Source organism: Dolichospermum sp. UHCC 0260, assembly GCF_009711985.1.
Classification (GTDB): Bacteria; Cyanobacteriota; Cyanobacteriia; order Cyanobacteriales; family Nostocaceae; genus Dolichospermum; species Dolichospermum lemmermannii.
In genome coordinates this window covers 56,686-73,048 of sequence record NZ_VIKZ01000029.1, presented here as the reverse complement: position 1 = coordinate 73,048, position 16,363 = coordinate 56,686, and the positions used below count along the sequence as shown (strand labels likewise).

General features: G+C 38.5%; 14 protein-coding genes. 5 read left to right on the top strand and 9 right to left on the bottom strand.

Going from position 1 to position 16,363, the window contains the following annotated elements; translation table 11 throughout:
- On the top strand, positions 1–575 hold a 575-nt coding region (locus FJR08_RS13085; RefSeq protein WP_305791124.1), incomplete at its 5' end, for a bluetail domain-containing putative surface protein.
- A 646-nt stretch (positions 576–1,221) separates the two neighbouring features.
- On the opposite strand, the gene fabG is transcribed toward FJR08_RS13085, so the two are convergent.
- From fabG to trpS, 5 genes are all read right to left on the bottom strand, one after another.
- Positions 1,222–1,962, bottom strand: coding sequence for a 3-oxoacyl-[acyl-carrier-protein] reductase (gene fabG / locus FJR08_RS13080; RefSeq protein ID WP_015079664.1), 741 nt, complete (start codon positions 1,960–1,962; stop codon positions 1,222–1,224).
- 93 nt (positions 1,963–2,055) lie between these two features.
- Complete coding sequence (locus FJR08_RS13075) at positions 2,056–4,146, bottom strand: protein kinase (RefSeq protein WP_168633453.1); 2,091 nt, start codon at positions 4,144–4,146, stop codon at positions 2,056–2,058.
- 133 nt (positions 4,147–4,279) lie between these two features.
- A complete protein-coding gene (locus tag FJR08_RS13070; protein ID WP_168633452.1) occupies positions 4,280–5,986 on the bottom strand; it encodes a serine/threonine-protein kinase in 1,707 nt (568 codons plus the stop codon).
- 192 nt (positions 5,987–6,178) lie between these two features.
- Positions 6,179–7,093, bottom strand: a complete 915-nt coding sequence (locus FJR08_RS13065) for a methylenetetrahydrofolate reductase (protein WP_168633451.1) — start codon at positions 7,091–7,093, stop codon at positions 6,179–6,181.
- A gap of 59 nt (positions 7,094–7,152) precedes the next feature.
- The gene (gene trpS, locus FJR08_RS13060; RefSeq protein ID WP_168633450.1) at positions 7,153–8,160 is read right to left on the bottom strand and encodes a tryptophan--tRNA ligase; all 1,008 of its coding nucleotides are present in this window, start codon (positions 8,158–8,160) and stop codon (positions 7,153–7,155) included.
- 177 nt (positions 8,161–8,337) lie between these two features.
- Here trpS and FJR08_RS13055 point away from each other — a divergent pair, with 177 nt between their 5' ends.
- Positions 8,338–8,586 carry a type II toxin-antitoxin system Phd/YefM family antitoxin gene (locus tag FJR08_RS13055; protein ID WP_015079659.1) on the top strand — a complete coding sequence of 83 codons (249 nt, stop codon included), beginning with the start codon at positions 8,338–8,340 and terminating at the stop codon, positions 8,584–8,586.
- A gap of 160 nt (positions 8,587–8,746) precedes the next feature.
- Positions 8,747–10,324 (top strand): B12-binding domain-containing radical SAM protein, encoded by a 1,578-nt coding sequence (locus FJR08_RS13050; protein WP_168633449.1) that lies wholly within the window; start codon positions 8,747–8,749, stop codon positions 10,322–10,324.
- Between the two features lie 59 nt (positions 10,325–10,383).
- Here FJR08_RS13050 and FJR08_RS13045 read toward each other — a convergent pair whose 3' ends face one another.
- Positions 10,384–10,794 (bottom strand): type II toxin-antitoxin system VapC family toxin, encoded by a 411-nt coding sequence (locus FJR08_RS13045; protein WP_168633448.1) that lies wholly within the window; start codon positions 10,792–10,794, stop codon positions 10,384–10,386.
- A gap of 3 nt (positions 10,795–10,797) precedes the next feature.
- Positions 10,798–11,094, bottom strand: coding sequence for a hypothetical protein (locus FJR08_RS13040; RefSeq protein ID WP_148765803.1), 297 nt, complete (start codon positions 11,092–11,094; stop codon positions 10,798–10,800).
- A gap of 734 nt (positions 11,095–11,828) precedes the next feature.
- On the opposite strand from FJR08_RS13040, the gene FJR08_RS13035 reads away from it, so the two are divergent.
- Both FJR08_RS13035 and FJR08_RS13030 read left to right on the top strand, forming a co-directional pair.
- Positions 11,829–12,287 (top strand): phosphate-starvation-inducible PsiE family protein, encoded by a 459-nt coding sequence (locus tag FJR08_RS13035; RefSeq protein ID WP_168633447.1) that lies wholly within the window; start codon positions 11,829–11,831, stop codon positions 12,285–12,287.
- A 189-nt stretch (positions 12,288–12,476) separates the two neighbouring features.
- Positions 12,477–13,826 (top strand): PrsW family glutamic-type intramembrane protease, encoded by a 1,350-nt coding sequence (locus FJR08_RS13030; protein WP_168633446.1) that lies wholly within the window; start codon positions 12,477–12,479, stop codon positions 13,824–13,826.
- Positions 13,827–13,863: 37 nt separating this feature from the next.
- On the opposite strand, the gene FJR08_RS13025 is transcribed toward FJR08_RS13030, so the two are convergent.
- Together FJR08_RS13025 and FJR08_RS13020 are read right to left on the bottom strand one after the other, a co-directional pair.
- Positions 13,864–14,496: a hypothetical protein gene (locus FJR08_RS13025; protein ID WP_168633445.1), complete on the bottom strand. Its 633-nt coding sequence runs from the start codon at positions 14,494–14,496 to the stop codon at positions 13,864–13,866.
- A 138-nt stretch (positions 14,497–14,634) separates the two neighbouring features.
- Complete coding sequence (locus tag FJR08_RS13020) at positions 14,635–16,254, bottom strand: CHAT domain-containing protein (protein WP_168633457.1); 1,620 nt, start codon at positions 16,252–16,254, stop codon at positions 14,635–14,637.
- Positions 16,255–16,363 lie beyond the last annotated feature (109 nt).

Below are 16,363 nucleotides of genomic sequence, written 5' to 3'. Positions count from 1 at the left end.
ATAGTAACTGGAATTGGGCTTCTTCTCAAGGAAATTGGGGATTGAATTCGGCAGAAGCTTTAACTCAGGAGACTATTTTCGGCATAGATGCTAATAGTGATGGTGTGATTGGTAATCCCTCTAGTCTGACTTTGACAGGTACTAGTGCTAATGATTTCCTCGTTGGTGGTGCAAATAATGATCTTCTCACCGGTGCGGGTGGTAAAGATACTCTAACGGGTGGTTTAGGAAGTGACAAATTTGTTTACCAAAATCTCACTGATTCTCTCTTAAGTGGATTTGATATCATCACAGACTTCAACGCCACCACAAGTAATGATTTATTCCGTGTTTCTACCGCACGAGCCGGATTTGTGAATGTGGGCGCAGTTAATACCCTGGATGCTGCTGGTATGGGGGCAAAATTAACAGCGGCAGCCTTTGGGTCAAATTTCGCGGCTCAATTCAGTTTTGGACAAAAAACCTTTGTGGCTATTAATGATGCAACCGCAGGGTTTAATGCGGCTAATGATGCCATTATTGAAGTCACAGGTTTAACAGGAATTCTGGGACTCAATAACTTTACAACTGTCTGAGTTCGGGTAAGTACAGTGGTGTCAACTTAGGCTAGGGATACTTCGGCAAGTGTTACAGTGAGCTTGCGATGCCCTGAGCTTGTCGAAGGGTCGAACTGCTCAGTACAAGTAGCTTATTTGTTTGGCTACAACATTCCCGCCCGGAACTTAAGTTCCGGTCTAATAGCTAAAGTGCGTTAAAACGCACTCTGATTAACTCAAAATCAAAAATTATCCTATTTATGCCAAAGTAGTGGGTTTTAAACTACTTTAGCCTTTAGGCAGGGAATAAATTCCCTGGCTGGCTTGAAGGGACATCAATTTACGTTAAGTTGACACCAATGATCACTGCTCATTGGTGTCGACTTAACGCAAAATCTTCATCCCGCAAGGAACTCAAGTTCCTTGCTAATAGCGAAAGTCATCTAAAAGATGACTAAATACTAGGAAAATTCATTAGTCCGTTTTAACGGACTTGAGCTATGAGACAGGGAATTTATTCCCTGGCGGGTGTGGAAGCCAAACAAATAAGCCATCTGTAACCTAAGTTGACACCAATGATCACTGCTAAACCCCTACTACTACAAATCCAAGTTTTTTGTAATTTTGCAAAAGTCCATGTCCCAACCATATTTAGTATAACAATTGACCACTGACCACTGATAAATTACATCACCATCCCGCCATCAACGTTAAATACTTGCCCTGTGATGTAAGCTGCGGCCGGATCTGATGCTAAAAAGCGCACCATGCCAGCAATTTCTTCTGGTTTACCAAAACGCCCCAGGGGGATATATTGCAGGATGCCGTCAGCTTTAATATCACTAGTCATGTCGGTGGTAATGAAACCGGGGGCAACGGCATTGACAGTGATGCCACGGGAAGAAAGTTCTTTGGCAACGGTTTTGGTAAAGCCAATTACTCCAGCTTTGGCTGCGCTGTAGTTGGCTTGTCCAGGGTTGCCCATTTGTCCGGCGACGGAAGCGATGTTAATAATTCGCCCCGAACGTTGTTTAAGCATAATTTTACTGACTACTTTTGTACATAGAAATACACCAGTTAAGTTAAGGTCTATGACTGCTTGCCATTCTTCTAATTTCATTCTTAATAGCAGGGTGTCACGGGTAATACCTGCATTGTTGACTAAGATATCCACGCGCTGGAATTTTTCTAAGGTGGTTTTAATGAGTGTATCTACTTGATTTTCTTGAGAAACATCTGCTTGGAGGGCAATGGCTTCTCCTCCTGCTGCTGTGATTTCTGCTACTACTTCATCTGCTGCGGTGCTAGAACTAGCGTAGTTAACAACTACTTTTGCGCCTTGGGATGCTAGTTGGATAGCGATCGCTCTGCCAATTCCTCTTGATGCACCTGTGACAATTGCAACCTGATCTTTTAATAAACTCACTTGATTTTCCTCAATCTGTGGAGATACCTCGCTAATTATAATTATAATATCTGGCGGTAAGTGGGAAACTCAGGGGCTTTAGCCCTGAGAGTGTCAATAATTACCTTCAGGTGTGGGTGTTTCCGTCGGAATTGGTTCTTCCGTTGGGGTTTGTGAGGGCGTTTCTGTGGGTTCAGGTTCTGGTGGATTTTCTGCTGTTACGGTCAGTTGATAATCTACCGGTTCTGAGGCTGTGGAAACAACAACAAATTCATAAAATCCTTTTTCTGATAATGTTGCAGATATCGTCCGTTTTTGAGAATCTTCTAGCAATGGGTTTTTCCCAGAAGGAGAATAAATTGATAATAAAACTTTTGAATTTGCTTCTAGCTTAACTTCCATATTTTGATCTTTGGCTAGTCCAGCAATAAAAACTTTACCTCTTCCTGGTTGCAAACTTCCATTCACTGTTTTCCCGGTAGCACCTTCAGGAAAGACGATTTTTTCAAATATGCTTTTATCAAGAATAGCGTTAAATTGATCATTGACAAATGCGTACCAAACTTGTCCAATGGGTTGTTTAATAAAACTTTTACCCTTTTGTTCAGGAAATTCATGTAAAAAAGCTGCATCACCTAAATCATATAAAGACCGACTACCAACGTTGATTTTATTAATTTTAAATTGCCAGATTGCGCGTTCATTTCCAGTATAATTGCCCAGTTGACGGCGAGAGTCAGAAGTGATTGCAGATAGCTTTTCTAGAACTTCAGCAGCGGTTTTATCCCATTCTGCCCGTAAATTTTCATCTTCTGGACTATCGCTAAGAATACGCCCTTTTAAATTGGGATTTTTGTCCCGAAAAACTTGATTTACGAGTGTAACATAAAATTTATAATTGATACCTAATTCTTCACGGCTATCGCTCAATTTTTGTTTGCGTTGTCTTTCCTCTGGTGAAAAATTAATTTGGGGTTTTATTATTTCCGTGGGATTGGGACTAGATATAATTGTCGAGTTATTTCCCTGTAAATTATTGGTCGGGGTTTTAAATTTCTGCCAATATAAATAACTCCCAATAGTCAAGACAAAGACGAGAATCAAAACATTTGTTCCTGTCCAAATACCTGGTTGGGGAGGAGTGGGAATAATTACAGGTTCAGGAACTGGGGTTGGGGTTTTGGGAGGAGAAACAGCAACAGTTGCAGATGTGGGGGGTTGAGTTTGCTGATAGCTAACACTTTGAGGGTTCAGGACTTGGAGAAGTTGACGGGCTGTTTGATAGCGATTGCTTGCAACTGGTGATAACATTTTATCTATAATTTGTCCAAATGCGGAACTGAGACTGACTTCCCGCCGCCATTGCCAACTAAAATTATAAGTATCAATTAATTCCTGGGGCTGTTTACCTGTCAGTAAAACTAACATTGTCACAGCTAAGGCATATAAATCACTGCTGGTAGACACCACACCTGTTTGCATTTGTTCTGGTGGTGCAAATCCTATTTTTCCCAATAATGTGCCATTGATAGGAGAGGCAATTGCCCCTGTTTGGTAATATTGAGAAGCGACGGTTGCGGCTACTTGTTTAACACCTCCAAAATCAATTAACACAGGTAATTGATCACTACTACGAAGCATTAAATTATCAGGAGAAATATCACGATGAATAACACCAAGGGAGTGAATATATGCCAATACTGGTAAAATTTGCTGTAATAACTGGTAAATTTCTGCTTCTGTAAATTTTAAACCCTGTTTTTTACGACTATTTAACAAAGAATTATAAGTTTCACCATCTACATAATCTTGAACTAAAAAAAGACTTTCTTTCCCTTGGAAATTAAGGCATAATAGTTCCCGAAACCGGGGAATTTGAGGATGTTGTAATTTATAAAGAACACTTGCTTCTCGTTGAAAAAGTTCTTCTGCTTTTTGAAGAACATAACGAGTTTGTACTTGGGGAGAGAATTCTTTTAAAACACAAGCTTCTCGAAAGCGGTTAATATCTTCTGCTAAATAAGTTTTGCCAAATCCTCCTTGGCCAATTTGTCGAATAATAACATAGCGATCGCCTAAAGTTTGCCCTGGTTGAATCCCCTGATTTCCAGATGTTGGTACATTAGCAATTTTGTCTCCACATTGGAGACAAAACCTACTACCAGACGGATTTTGATGCCCTTGAGAACAATAAATATTAGTCATTGGTCAGTTGTCAGTTGTTAGTAGGGGCGAAGCATTTGCAAGATAAATTATCGGTCATTGCCAAAAATAGTTCTCCAAATGCTTCGCCCGTACAGTTGTCAGTTGTCAGTTCTGAAAAATTACCCATTACCTATTACTTATTCTCTACTTTATCAGATGCGATCGCATACCAAATTTGCAGAAAAGTTTTTTGATTTAGTTTCCCACGTTCTTGACCAGGAAACAATGGCTCAAAAGTCTGATATGTATCTGCGCGTAAATCCTGGAAAGATTTATACTTACCCAATCTTCCAGCTTTAGCAAGTTGTTCCCAGCGTTGAGAATCTTGTTGACTATAACTACCTATTTTCTTTCTAGCAGTTTCACTTAAATTAGCCTTTTCTATATTATTTAACAACTGATCTGCAACATGATTCCATTGTTCCCGCAAAGCAGCATCTGCCGGTTTCTCAGTTAACTGACGTTTATTTAATTCTGGTTTTTGGGTATAGAAAACTTCATTAACTGTATTATTAAAAAAATTCGCAGAAATTTCTAGCTTTTGCACACGACTGGAAATTTGCTGAATACTGCGTTTACCATTATTCCCATTTCCAGAATTATTAATAGATGGAATTTGAGGAACTTCAATTTGAGGAACTGTAATTGATGTTATCCCCTTAACTGCAAAATTTCCTAAAGCGAATACACCAGCGCCTGTTAACAAGATTCCCGTAGTCATAATAAAGCTAACAGTAAAAGGCCGCAACCATATTGGCATCGGTATTTTCTGGACAAATAATGTCGTTTTGTTGTGGACACCACTATGAAGAGTCCGAGCGCGTTTTATACCTGGTGCTACCACCTCTGTTTTTAACTTAGTAATATAAGGATGGGGATTATTGGTAGGAGTTTGCATAATCTGTGGTGTAGATGAAAGAGATGGTAAAGGTAAATCTTTAATAACTTGTTCGGCTTTTTGATAGCGATCGCTCGGTTTATATGCCAACATCTTTTTGAAGACAGCCTCTAATTTGGGGCTAACCTTAATTTCCTTACCCCAAAACCAAACGCCATTATAGCTATCATAAAGTAAATTTGGTTCTTTCCCCGTGATCAATACTAAAGCCGTCACTGCTAGAGAATAAAAATCACTGCTTTTATAGACTTTTCCCTGAAGTAACTGTTCTTCAGGTGCGTATCCCTTTTTACCTAATAAAGTTGCATTTACAGCCAATTGTGTCCGCCAAAAACCCTGATCAGCTGGTAACTGTTTGACACCACCAAAATCAATCAACACAGGTAAATTATCACTTTGGCGTAAAATCAAATTATCCGGGGAAATGTCGCGGTGAACTATATCTAGAGAATGAATATAAGTCAAAATTGGGAGAATATTGTGCAGTAAATTAATAATCTCCTCTTCACTAAAAGACTTTCCCTGACTTTGACGCTGTGTAAATAACTGGTCATAATTATCACCCTCAATATAATCTTGCACCAAAAAGAAAAAATCCTTAGTCCCAATTTTTGCCTGAAAAGAAGCGTGAAAACGCGGAATTTGGGGATGTTGGATTTTTTTCAGGACATTTGCTTCTCGTTCAAACAGTTCCTTTGCTTTTTCTAACTCCTGCGGTTTGACAATATTGGGGGCAAATTCCTTTAAAACGCAGGTTTTACGAGATTTTTGCCGATCAATCGCTAAATAACTGCGGCCAAAACCACCTTGTCCCAATATTCGCGCAATTTCATAACGATTATCAATAACTTGTCCCACACTCAAAGGTAATGCTTCACCGCAATGAGTACAAAAACGATGACTACCATTATTTATGTGTTGTTGACTGCAATATATTTGCATGGTATTGGAGGATAAATGGGAAGTTATCAATGACTACAAAAGGAGAAAGCTAATTTACGTTTTCATCAATGTTTTGCGTTCTCAATGTTTGGACAAAACTGAATTTGCTGGTTTTCAAAACTGTAAGCTGTTACGCAGCTAAATTTGATCATCCTAATTTAGTAGGGGTAATTCATGAATTACCCCTATAGGCTAACTAACCTTTTCGACCCCCGCTAAATCCAAAATCGGTGCAATCAAATCTTCCCGCTTTACCGCCATCAGATGCACACCCTGACACAATCCTCGCGCAATCTGCACTTGTTCGGCGGCAATTTTCATTCCTTCTTCGAGAGGATGTTTCGCTTTTGCTAACCTCTCAATAATGTGTTCAGGAATATTCACACCGGGAACAGCTTTATTAATAAACTGGGCATTTTTTGCCGATTTCAACAGAAAAATTCCCGCCAAAATTGGTTTATTGTAACCTACAGCAATTTTATCCATGAACTTTTCTAATATTTCAAAATCAGTAATTAATTGACTTTGAAAAAATTGCGCCCCGGCTACTATCTTCTTTTCAAACCGACTTTGTAAACCTGACCAACTTTGAGATTGAGGATCTACCGCTGCACCGGCAAATAAATCTAATGCGCCATCAGTGAGAGGTTTCTCATTAAAATCAACGCCCCGATTCATGTTTCTAATTAACTGCAATAACCGCACAGCTTCTAAATCAAAAACGGCTTTTGCTTGAGGATGATCTCCTGCTTTTACAGGGTCGCCAGTTAAAGCTAAAATGTTGCGGATACCCAAAGCATGAGCGCCCATTAAATCTGCTTGTAATCCGATTCTATTCCGATCGCGGCAAGCAAATTGACAAATCGGCTCAATCCCATTTTGCAATAAAATTACCGAGGCTACCAACGAAGACATCCGCATTACGGCACGGCTACCATCAGTAATATTGACAGCATGAACCCTTCCCTTAAGAGTCGCCGCCATTGCAAGCATCTGGACTGGATCTCCTCCCTTGGGAGGTGCAACTTCGGCGGTAATTAAAAATTCACCTGCAAGGGCGGCTTTACGGAAGTTATTAAAAGCACTAAGGCTATGGGTATCCGGCATAACATTATAATTTCGGTTTGCTAATAAGGTAAAACATCAGACACCTAAAAGCTTAAACCTTAAAGAGGAACAGTGAAACCCAAAGCAGCTTTAACATCTGCTAAAGTTTGATTAGCGATCGCTCTGGCTTTCTCGCCACCATCTCGCAACACTGACTCCAAATAGCCTTTATCCGCCATTACCTCCTGATATTTAGTTTGAATTGGCTGTAAAGCATGAATCGCCGTTTCTGTCAATAAAGGTTTGAATTGTCCCCAACCCATATCTGCACATTCAACCGCTACCTCTTCCTTGGTTTTTCCAGCCAGTAGGGTATACAGAGTTAATAAATTATGACATTCTGGGCGTTCTGAATCATCAAAGGTTAAACCCCTCACTAAATCAGTTTTACAGCGTTTAATCTTCTTAGTAATCTCCTCTGGTGAGTCTAAAATATTAATCCGACTTAATTCTGAAGGATCTGATTTTGACATTTTCCGGGTTCCATCTGTCAAACTCATCACCCTTGCACCTTCCTTTCTAATTAAAGGATCTGGTAATTTTAATACAGGTGCTTTTTTCGCAAATTGGTGATTAAACCTATTGACGATATCTCGCGTTAGTTCTAAATGTTGCTTTTGATCTTCGCCTACTGGCACTTTATCAGCTTGATAAAGGAGAATATCCGCCGCCATGAGTACGGGATAATCTAACAAACCAACACCGACATTTTCCCCTTGTTTAACGGCTTTTTCCTTAAACTGGATCATATCTTGCAACCAGTTCAGAGGGGTAATGCAATTTAGCAACCAAGTCAGTTCACTGTGTGCGGAAACGTGAGACTGGACAAAGATGTGAGAATGCTGTAAATCAATGCCACAGGCTAAATATAATGCAGCAATATTGTAAGTATCAGCCGCTAAAGTGGCGGGATTATGCGGTACAGTGATGGCGTGTAAATCTACCACACAAAAGAAATTTTCATACTGGTCTTGAATTTCTACCCAGTTGCGAATCGCACCTAAATAGTTACCTAAGTGTAAGTTACCAGTTGGTTGAACTCCCGACAAAACGCGCTGCTTACCCATAATTATCAGTGTAACGAGAACTTGCTCAATTTTATAGACCCTAACCGTCAAGTCAAACCCCTGAAAACCGTCCTAAGTAGATTAGGAGAGGTTTGTTAGAAAATATGATCAAACATTTTCTCATCATCTTCTACAATTAATAATTAGGTGTATTAACAACTAGGAAATTATTTAGTTATGCCCCCACTTAACATTGATGTAAATCAATCCAATATCAGTATTAAAGAGTTGTTATCTCTAGTGCTTGCAGGCAAAGAAATTGTTTTAACTGATGGTAGCATCCCCCAAGCACGTTTGATATCAATGTCTTCCGAAAAAATTTCAAGTTCTCAATCTCGCACAGCAGGATTACATTCTGGAGTTATTTGGACAAGTGAAGATTTTGATGAGCCACTACCTGAAGATTTCTGGACTGGAAATATATGAATTTACTGCCATTGAAGTGCCTCTTTGTTACTCTGTTTTGTTGCTTAAATATAAAACTAAAAGAATCTGTACCTCCAGAGAGATAAAAACCAACTGACCTAACTTTTATACTTCAGACTAAATAGGTTTTGATCAAAAACAACTCAGGGAAATATACTTAATGAAAGCTTTATTAATCTGGCCGATAATGCCTAATTCATTCTGGTCTTATCAGGAAACCATTGATTTAGCTGGGTTACGTGCTACGAATCCCCCATTAGGTTTAATCACTGTTGCAGCGATGTTACCGAGTGATTGGGAATTCAGATTGAGCGATCGCAATGTCCGTCTAGAAACAGATGCAGATTGGGAATGGTGCGATATAGTCATCATCTCGGCAATGATTATCCAAAAACAGGATTTTGGCGACTTAATTAGAAAAGGCAAAAAGTTAGGTAAAAAAGTCGCAGTGGGGGGACCATTTGCCACATCTGTACCAGAATTTGTCCTCGAAGCAGGCGCAGATTATTTAATTTTAGATGAAGGGGAAATCACTCTTCCCATGTTTGTAGAAGCTTTAGAAAAGGGAGAAGAAAAGGGGATTTTCCGCGCCACAGAAAAACCAGATGTCACCACAACTCCCTCACCTCGGTTTGATTTATTAGATTTAGATGCTTATATAGCAATGACGGTGCAATTTTCCCGTGGTTGCCCATTCCAATGTGAATTTTGCGATATTATTACCCTTTTTGGCCGCAAACCCCGCACAAAAACACCTGAGCAAATTCTGGCGGAATTAGAAGTTTTATATAAGATGGGTTGGTGGCGTTATGTGTTTATTGTTGATGATAACTTTATTGGCAATAAACGCAATGCTAAAGTCTTTTTAAGGGCATTAATTCCCTGGATGGAAGAACGTAATTATCCTTTTGCTTTATTAACAGAAGCTTCTTTGAATTTAGCTGAAGATGATGAGTTACTAGAATTAATGGTAAAAGCTGGTTTTGTCCAGGTATTCATGGGAATTGAAACTCCTGACGTAGATAGTCTAGTAGGAATTAATAAACCACAAAATACTCGCAGTTCCTTAGTTGAATCTTGCCATAAAATTACCAAAGCCGGATTACAAATCATGTCTGGTTTTATCTTAGGATTTGATGGGGAAAAACCAGGCGCAGGTAAACGGATTCAAGAGTTTGTGGAAGCAACTTGTATTCCCCAAGCTCATCTTAACTTATTGCAAGCATTACCCAATACAGCTATGTGGACTCGCTTGCAAAAAGAAGGACGGTTAAGGGATGGTTTGGGTGAATTTTTTGGTTCTCAAAAAGCCTTAATGAATTTTGTTCCCACTCGGCCAATGTCGGAAATTGCGGAGGAGTTTATTGATGCTTTTTGGAATTTGTATGAACCTATGCCATACCTGAAACGGACTTTTCGCCATTTTATGATGATGGAAGGTTGGCGAGCTAAATATCAACGGACTTTAACAAAACCAGAGTTTCAATTTTTAATGTCTATTTGTTGGCGACAGGGAATGCTCCGTTCTACACGGTTTGTTTTTTGGCAGCAATTAATAACAATGGCACGGCAAAAACCTCATCTATTATATGATTATTTAATTGCTTTGGGTACAGGTGAACATTTTTTCAAGTTCCGTCATGAGGTAAAGGCAGAAATAGAAGCAGAATTAGCAGAATTTCAGAAACATGAGTGGAAGGAAGAAGCAACGAGTTTACAGTTAGAACCTGTGAGTTAAGTAGCTCAATTTAAAATACCTAATCCTCAGATCCCCGACTTCTTTAAGAAGTCGGGGATCTATTTTTTGTTTAGTAACCAATTTTCTAAACTTAATCCTTCAACTCTCAATAAATCACTATCATTAGAAACAAGAATAAAATCTTTAATAATAGCAGTTGCAGTAATTAAAATATCCTCTGTTTGGATTGGTAATCCTCTTAACCTGAGATTTGCATGAATTTCTGCCGCTTTTTCTAAAATCGCTAAATCATCCAAGAAAATGATTTGAAAATCCTTACAAAAATCATCAAATCTTTCTAATTGTTTACTTGCTTTTACTGCAAACAAACCTCTTTTAACCTCAAAATAAGTAATGCAACTAATAGATATTAATTCTTCTTGTGAACGTAATTCTTCTAATCTTGCCTTAATTATGAGATTATTTTTGATAGCAAAAGAAACTATGTTGGTATCTAATAAATAAGTCATTTTTTATTTCCTTTTAACTGCTTCGTCAAAAATAGCTATTTGTTCAGGAGTTAAATCATCTAACAATCCTGACAGCATTTCTACAGACAAAATACCGCTACAACGTTTTTTTAAGTCTTGATCTTCCATAATATTAAACTCCTCAATAGATAAATTTTTCTGAAATATGTTACATAAATGCTGAATCATTTCCTCATCATTCAGTTCTTCTTTAAACAAAGGACGTTCTTCCATTAAAATAGCCACAATTTTCTCAATTCTGCTGATCATGGATTCTTGTTGAAGTTCTGTTGATAACATAATATTTCCTCCAGAAAAATGTAAATGATATTCAGGTATGTTATTTATTGTAGCATTTTTTAGTTTTGTGATGTCTGTTTATTACTCCAGTGTTAATTTTTGAGTAATAGATTGTGTCAGATTTTGAATTTAATTGTTTTATGATTAAGTTTTGTATATGATGCAGTTTAATCATTAGTATACTGTACAGGCGCACAATTTTGGAACATTGAGATTCATCTACGTAATGCTGCTACTTTAGGTATTGTTGATAATCAGTGGCTAGAAATGCGATCGCAGTGATCGCCAAAGGCATCACGTCGTGGTAAAACTAAGTTTCCATTTAGTCTTGACAATGGTAAGCTTTTAACTATATTCATAAATGAGGAATTCACAATTTAACCTATAGTTAATCATCAATAGTTATGATTATTTTTTTAGATACCTCAATTCTTAAATCATGATCAGGATTAATTTTAAAATACAAGTGATAAACTATAGGAACTGTCAATGATATTTGATAGTTTGCGTGGCGTAGCCATAAAAATTCAAGTATTATCCGGTGGGTAATGCCCACCCTACGGATATTTCCAAAATCAAATATCAGTCCTATATTACTTTGAAAAGCACTTTCTTAAACTGCAAAGTTTGTGAAAAGAGAAAATATATTATGCTTTTTTATCCTTGAGATTTATCTACAGGATTTTTGTTTTATCTTCGTAATTTCCAAATTAATTTTAATCAAGGAGGATCAAATGAGAAAATTCATTAAAAGCTTTCTAGAACTTACCAGTGATAAAAGCTTCATGCACATGATTGAAGTTATTGAGGTAATAGTTGCAAAATTACTATCTCTACTTATGGTAATAGTAATTCTTGCAACACTTGGTGATTTAGCAATATTTATTTTTAAGGAAATACTTTCTCCACAAGAAGGTAGTTTTAGCAAGACATTGTTTCAAACTTTCGGTTTATTTCTCAATGTTTTAATTGCTTTAGAAATACTAGAAAATATTACTGGCTATCTCAAAAAGCAAGTTTTACAAGTTGAACTAGTTATTGTTACTTCTTTAATTGCTATTGCCAGAAAAATTATTATTCTTGACGTGAAAGTTACTGAAGGTATCGAAATTATCGGTTTAGGTATTGCGATTCTTTCTTTATCAATTAGTTATTTGATAATTCGGAGTAATAATTCTCAAAAAGGGAATTAAATGCGGATTATTGCTATTAATCTATTATTTTTTTCAATTTTGTATTTTGAATGGGAGTAATGGTTAGAGAAGCTATGGTATATTCAGAGGTGGTGCGGCCGTGAATATGGCGAAAATTAACTCTACTACCACAAAATCTGATAGCGTGGCATCAGCCAGAGAATTTGTTTAGACACACTCAGTAACTCGATGACAGGCAAAAACGCAACACAGAATGCATTTCTGCGGTTGGTGTCCAGTAAGGTCGAAGTTTCCGAGTCAGCATCTCGCTACTCGTTGCTTCCTGGTAAAGAAATGGTAATTGGACGTGACCCCATCTGCCAAATTGTCTTGGATGCCATGATATACCGGATGGTATCTCGTCGTCATGCGGTAGTTCGTCCCCTTTCTTTAGTGACCAATAGCGGTTGTAGCTGGGTAATTTGTGATTTAAATAGCGCCAATGGCACTTTTTTAAATGGAGAACACTTAAAAGGATGTCAAGAATTACATTTAGGCGATTGCATTTCCCTTGGCTCTGATGGACCACAATTTATTTTTGAGTATGAAGTTATTGCTCAAAAAACGATAATTAATGTGAGTAAAGCGACAGTATTATCATCTATCAATAACCAAAGTCTGTCATCAAAGCAGGATTCTGTAAGCTTCACACAATTGTTTCCTATTATCTCTACTGGTAAGGATTTAACTCGCAAAGCCTACCTGATCCCAGGAATCCTCACGGTAGTTTTTGTGGTGTTAATGTTTGCTAGTGTGGGTCATCCTCAAGCCAATCAAGTAATTGTTGGATCTTATATCGCTTTTGCGGCTTACTACTTCGTTTATCAATTGTGTGGTAAATCTAAGCCTTGGTGGGTACTCATAGCTGCGGCACTGAGTACAATGTTAATTTTGCTGAGTCCTCTATTAGATTTATTCATCAAAGTATTCCGAGATATCTTACCTGGGACTTTAGATACTACATCTCCAGATGGTATTACCTTCACCGAATTATTCGTACGGATGTTTTTTGGGGCGGGGTTAATGGAGGAGTTGCTGAAAATACTACCAGTATTAGGGGCATATTGGATTGGAAATTCCTTACCTTCACCTTGGCGAGAACGGATTGGGGTTTGGGAACCCTTAGATGGCATTCTCCTGGGTACAGCTTCCGCTGTCGGCTTTACCTTACTAGAAACCCTTGGTCAATATGTTCCCTTAATTTCTCAAAATTCTAGTCAATCAGTGGGTTTACAGTTACTTATTCCCCGCATTTTAGGTTCTGTGGCTGGACACATGGCCTACAGTGGATACTTAGGCTATTTTGTTGGTTTGGCTGTGTTAAAACCCCTGAAAGGAAAGCAAATTCTCTCTGTGGGTTATTTGAGTGCTTCTGCACTTCACGCTTTATGGAATGCCACAGGTTCGATTAATGCTTTTTTCTTGGTGGTAGTTGGTGTTTTGTCCTATGCTTTTCTCATGGCAGCCATTCTCAAAGCCAGGGTATTATCACCAACAAGATCAAAAAACTTTGCAACCCGGTTTCTCGACCCAAAATAGCAGATAGCAGAGACAGGGAACAGAGTTAAAACTAAGTTTAAAAATCAGATTTTGAGAGATGTTGGAGGGCATAATCAGCGATCGCTAAAGTAATTTTTGCTTGTTCTATTTCTGATAAATTTGCCCAATCTCGATGTTCAAAATCTCTAATTATAGATGTCAATGTTTGTGGTTCACTACTTCGCATTGCATAGGCAAAAGGACGAGCTAAAACTAACAGATCATCCATTTCCCAACTGGGTAGTAAAGCCTGGACACATTCCACTAATTTCTCACTAGCTGATTTTTCAAGAATAGAAACTTCAGCAGCTTTTTGAGCAATTGCCGTGAGTAAAACTTCAGGCATAACCGAAAAAGCATTTTGCAAAGCTGACCGCAGATAATTAACTGTATTTTTACTAATGTTGTTATTTTCAATAACAGAAACTTGATCCCAAATTATATCTAAGTTTTGATAAAAATTATCGGCACTGGTGATCAGTTCCGCGTCGGTGAAATCCTGCAAACCAAATTGTAGTTCTAGATGCTGAAAATAAGCTTCTGACGATTCATCAGCCAAATTCCAGGGATAAGTAGCATCTTCAGGTTCTAGTAGTGCTTCTATAAATTCTAAATCCAGATTCGATGGGACAATATTCACAATATTTAAATCCTTAGGTTGGTTTTTCATGTTCTTTTCCCTATTAATTCATTGTTCTTGTTGACAGCTACAACCTGAAGAATTGGATTTCCGTAAAATCATGGAAATAAACATCATCTCAATAAATTTTAATCCAGCAGGTTGCAGGTAAATCAAATTCAACGGTTTTCAATCCTGACTCTTACTGCATTCTTCTGTGATAAATTCCCAAATGTCACCTTGAGAACTGCCAAACATTAACTGCATTCCCGATGTTAAAGCCACTTCTTCCCGCAGAATTTGTTGCCAACCATTGGGGCTTAAATACCAGGTAGTCCCATAGGTAGAGAAATCCTGTAGGTAATAAGTAATCATTGATGTAGTTTCATTGAGAGTATGCCGACATAAAATTTCCGCGTGCCGTTTAGAAATGTAAAGTTCGGGGATCACAATATCATTATCTTTCGTGCGACCGATGCGGGTAACACCGGGACGTAATAACCAAGTTTTCTCCCCTGGTGACAGTGATGGCTTTGCCCGCCCTAGGCATCGCAAATAAGCTGTATTCACCGGGGTAGCTATGCCAGAAATTGCCGGCTCTGGTAGTTCTGTAACTCCTTCATCTACGCCTTTAATCAGTTCTCCATCAAAATCAGGATGGAGGTAGAGAACTGGTAAAGTCCAAGCTGGTTGATTGAATTTATACAGTGTCAACAGTTCTTGTCTAGCTGCTGCTACCGCCTCATCAATTAATTTACGCGATCGCAAATTAGCAGCAAAAGTTTGAATAAAACTATAACTTTCTGCATCAGCAATTTGATCACGCATTCCTAACACCGCTGGCACACCATGACGAATTAACACTTCTGCCAAACTACTAGCAGGGATAGCTTGGTGATTAGTTGCTGCTGGTTGCGCTCCCCAACAGGCGTTAAAAACTCCCAATTTTATCCCTGTCCGCGTTAAGACTTGAGCTAATTCTATCCCATTAATTTTGAGTTCATTTCCTAAAAATAATGAGCCTCCATCTGGATCTGGTAGTCCATGCCCGGCATAAAAAAACACATTATAAACTTTAGTTTCTAACTCTTGAATTAACTCTGTCTTCGTCGGTTGTACCAATGTCTTTACTGTACAAGGTGCATAGCCAGCGGCAGTTTTGCCCACAGGAGGACCTGCTAACAAGATTTTTTTCAGTAAAGATGCTTCCTGATCTAGTTGTAATTTATGATCATGTCCTAACACCAACAGAATATTTACAGCCCGGTCGGTTCGCAATTCTGGCAGAGGTTCAACTTCACGGATGGTGCGACTAAATAAAATATCCTGGGAAAGAGACATGGCTGATTGTCCGGCTTCTGGCTGCATAATTTCCCAAGGTAAGGCAATCAGATCAGGATCACGAATTTCTAACCGAAAGCGTAATTGAGTCTGTTGACCCATGGCCATCCCCCGACTCCGTTCCCAACTACTCAAAATCGCTCCATCAAATATCCATCGCCATAAATTGATGCCCAAGGATTGCATCAAACGACTACTATAGGGACTTGTATTTTGACCTTCAGCAGGTGAAATTACAGCTAAGGGTAAGCCATTAACTAATGGAGATGTTGAACCGGACGTAACATCTAATAGACTATGACCAGCAAACATTTGCTGCCAATCTCGCCAAACCTGATTAAGTTCAGCGGAGAAAACACAATCACGGAGAACATAACCACTGGGATATGGTGCTTGGACTACCCAAATGGCGAAGTGATCTGTGCCAGTATTCACTAGACGGGCGATCGCTATACTCGCCGAAGGCATTGCCAAATTCGGGCTGGACATGGATTGGTAGAAACTAAACGTTCAAAACACAGATACAGATATTCTAGACAGAAGTAGCGAATTTAGTCATTAGTCAGTTGTTAGTTGT

What these genes read in the sequence shown, in the direction of transcription:
- FJR08_RS13075 (WP_168633453.1), bottom strand. Translation starts at nt 4,146, where the DNA reads ATGACTAATATTTATTGTTCTCAAGGGCATCAAAATCCGTCTGGTAGT.
- FJR08_RS13070 (WP_168633452.1), bottom strand. Translation starts at nt 5,986, where the DNA reads ATGCAAATATATTGCAGTCAACAACACATAAATAATGGTAGTCATCGT.
- FJR08_RS13065 (WP_168633451.1), bottom strand. Translation starts at nt 7,093, where the DNA reads ATGCCGGATACCCATAGCCTTAGTGCTTTTAATAACTTCCGTAAAGCC.
- trpS (WP_168633450.1), bottom strand. Translation starts at nt 8,160, where the DNA reads ATGGGTAAGCAGCGCGTTTTGTCGGGAGTTCAACCAACTGGTAACTTA.
- FJR08_RS13055 (WP_015079659.1), top strand. Translation starts at nt 8,338, where the DNA reads ATGCCCCCACTTAACATTGATGTAAATCAATCCAATATCAGTATTAAA.
- FJR08_RS13050 (WP_168633449.1), top strand. Translation starts at nt 8,747, where the DNA reads ATGAAAGCTTTATTAATCTGGCCGATAATGCCTAATTCATTCTGGTCT.
- FJR08_RS13045 (WP_168633448.1), bottom strand. Translation starts at nt 10,794, where the DNA reads ATGACTTATTTATTAGATACCAACATAGTTTCTTTTGCTATCAAAAAT.
- FJR08_RS13040 (WP_148765803.1), bottom strand. Translation starts at nt 11,094, where the DNA reads ATGTTATCAACAGAACTTCAACAAGAATCCATGATCAGCAGAATTGAG.
- FJR08_RS13035 (WP_168633447.1), top strand. Translation starts at nt 11,829, where the DNA reads ATGAGAAAATTCATTAAAAGCTTTCTAGAACTTACCAGTGATAAAAGC.
- FJR08_RS13030 (WP_168633446.1), top strand. Translation starts at nt 12,477, where the DNA reads ATGACAGGCAAAAACGCAACACAGAATGCATTTCTGCGGTTGGTGTCC.
- FJR08_RS13025 (WP_168633445.1), bottom strand. Translation starts at nt 14,496, where the DNA reads ATGAAAAACCAACCTAAGGATTTAAATATTGTGAATATTGTCCCATCG.
- FJR08_RS13020 (WP_168633457.1), bottom strand. Translation starts at nt 16,254, where the DNA reads ATGCCTTCGGCGAGTATAGCGATCGCCCGTCTAGTGAATACTGGCACA.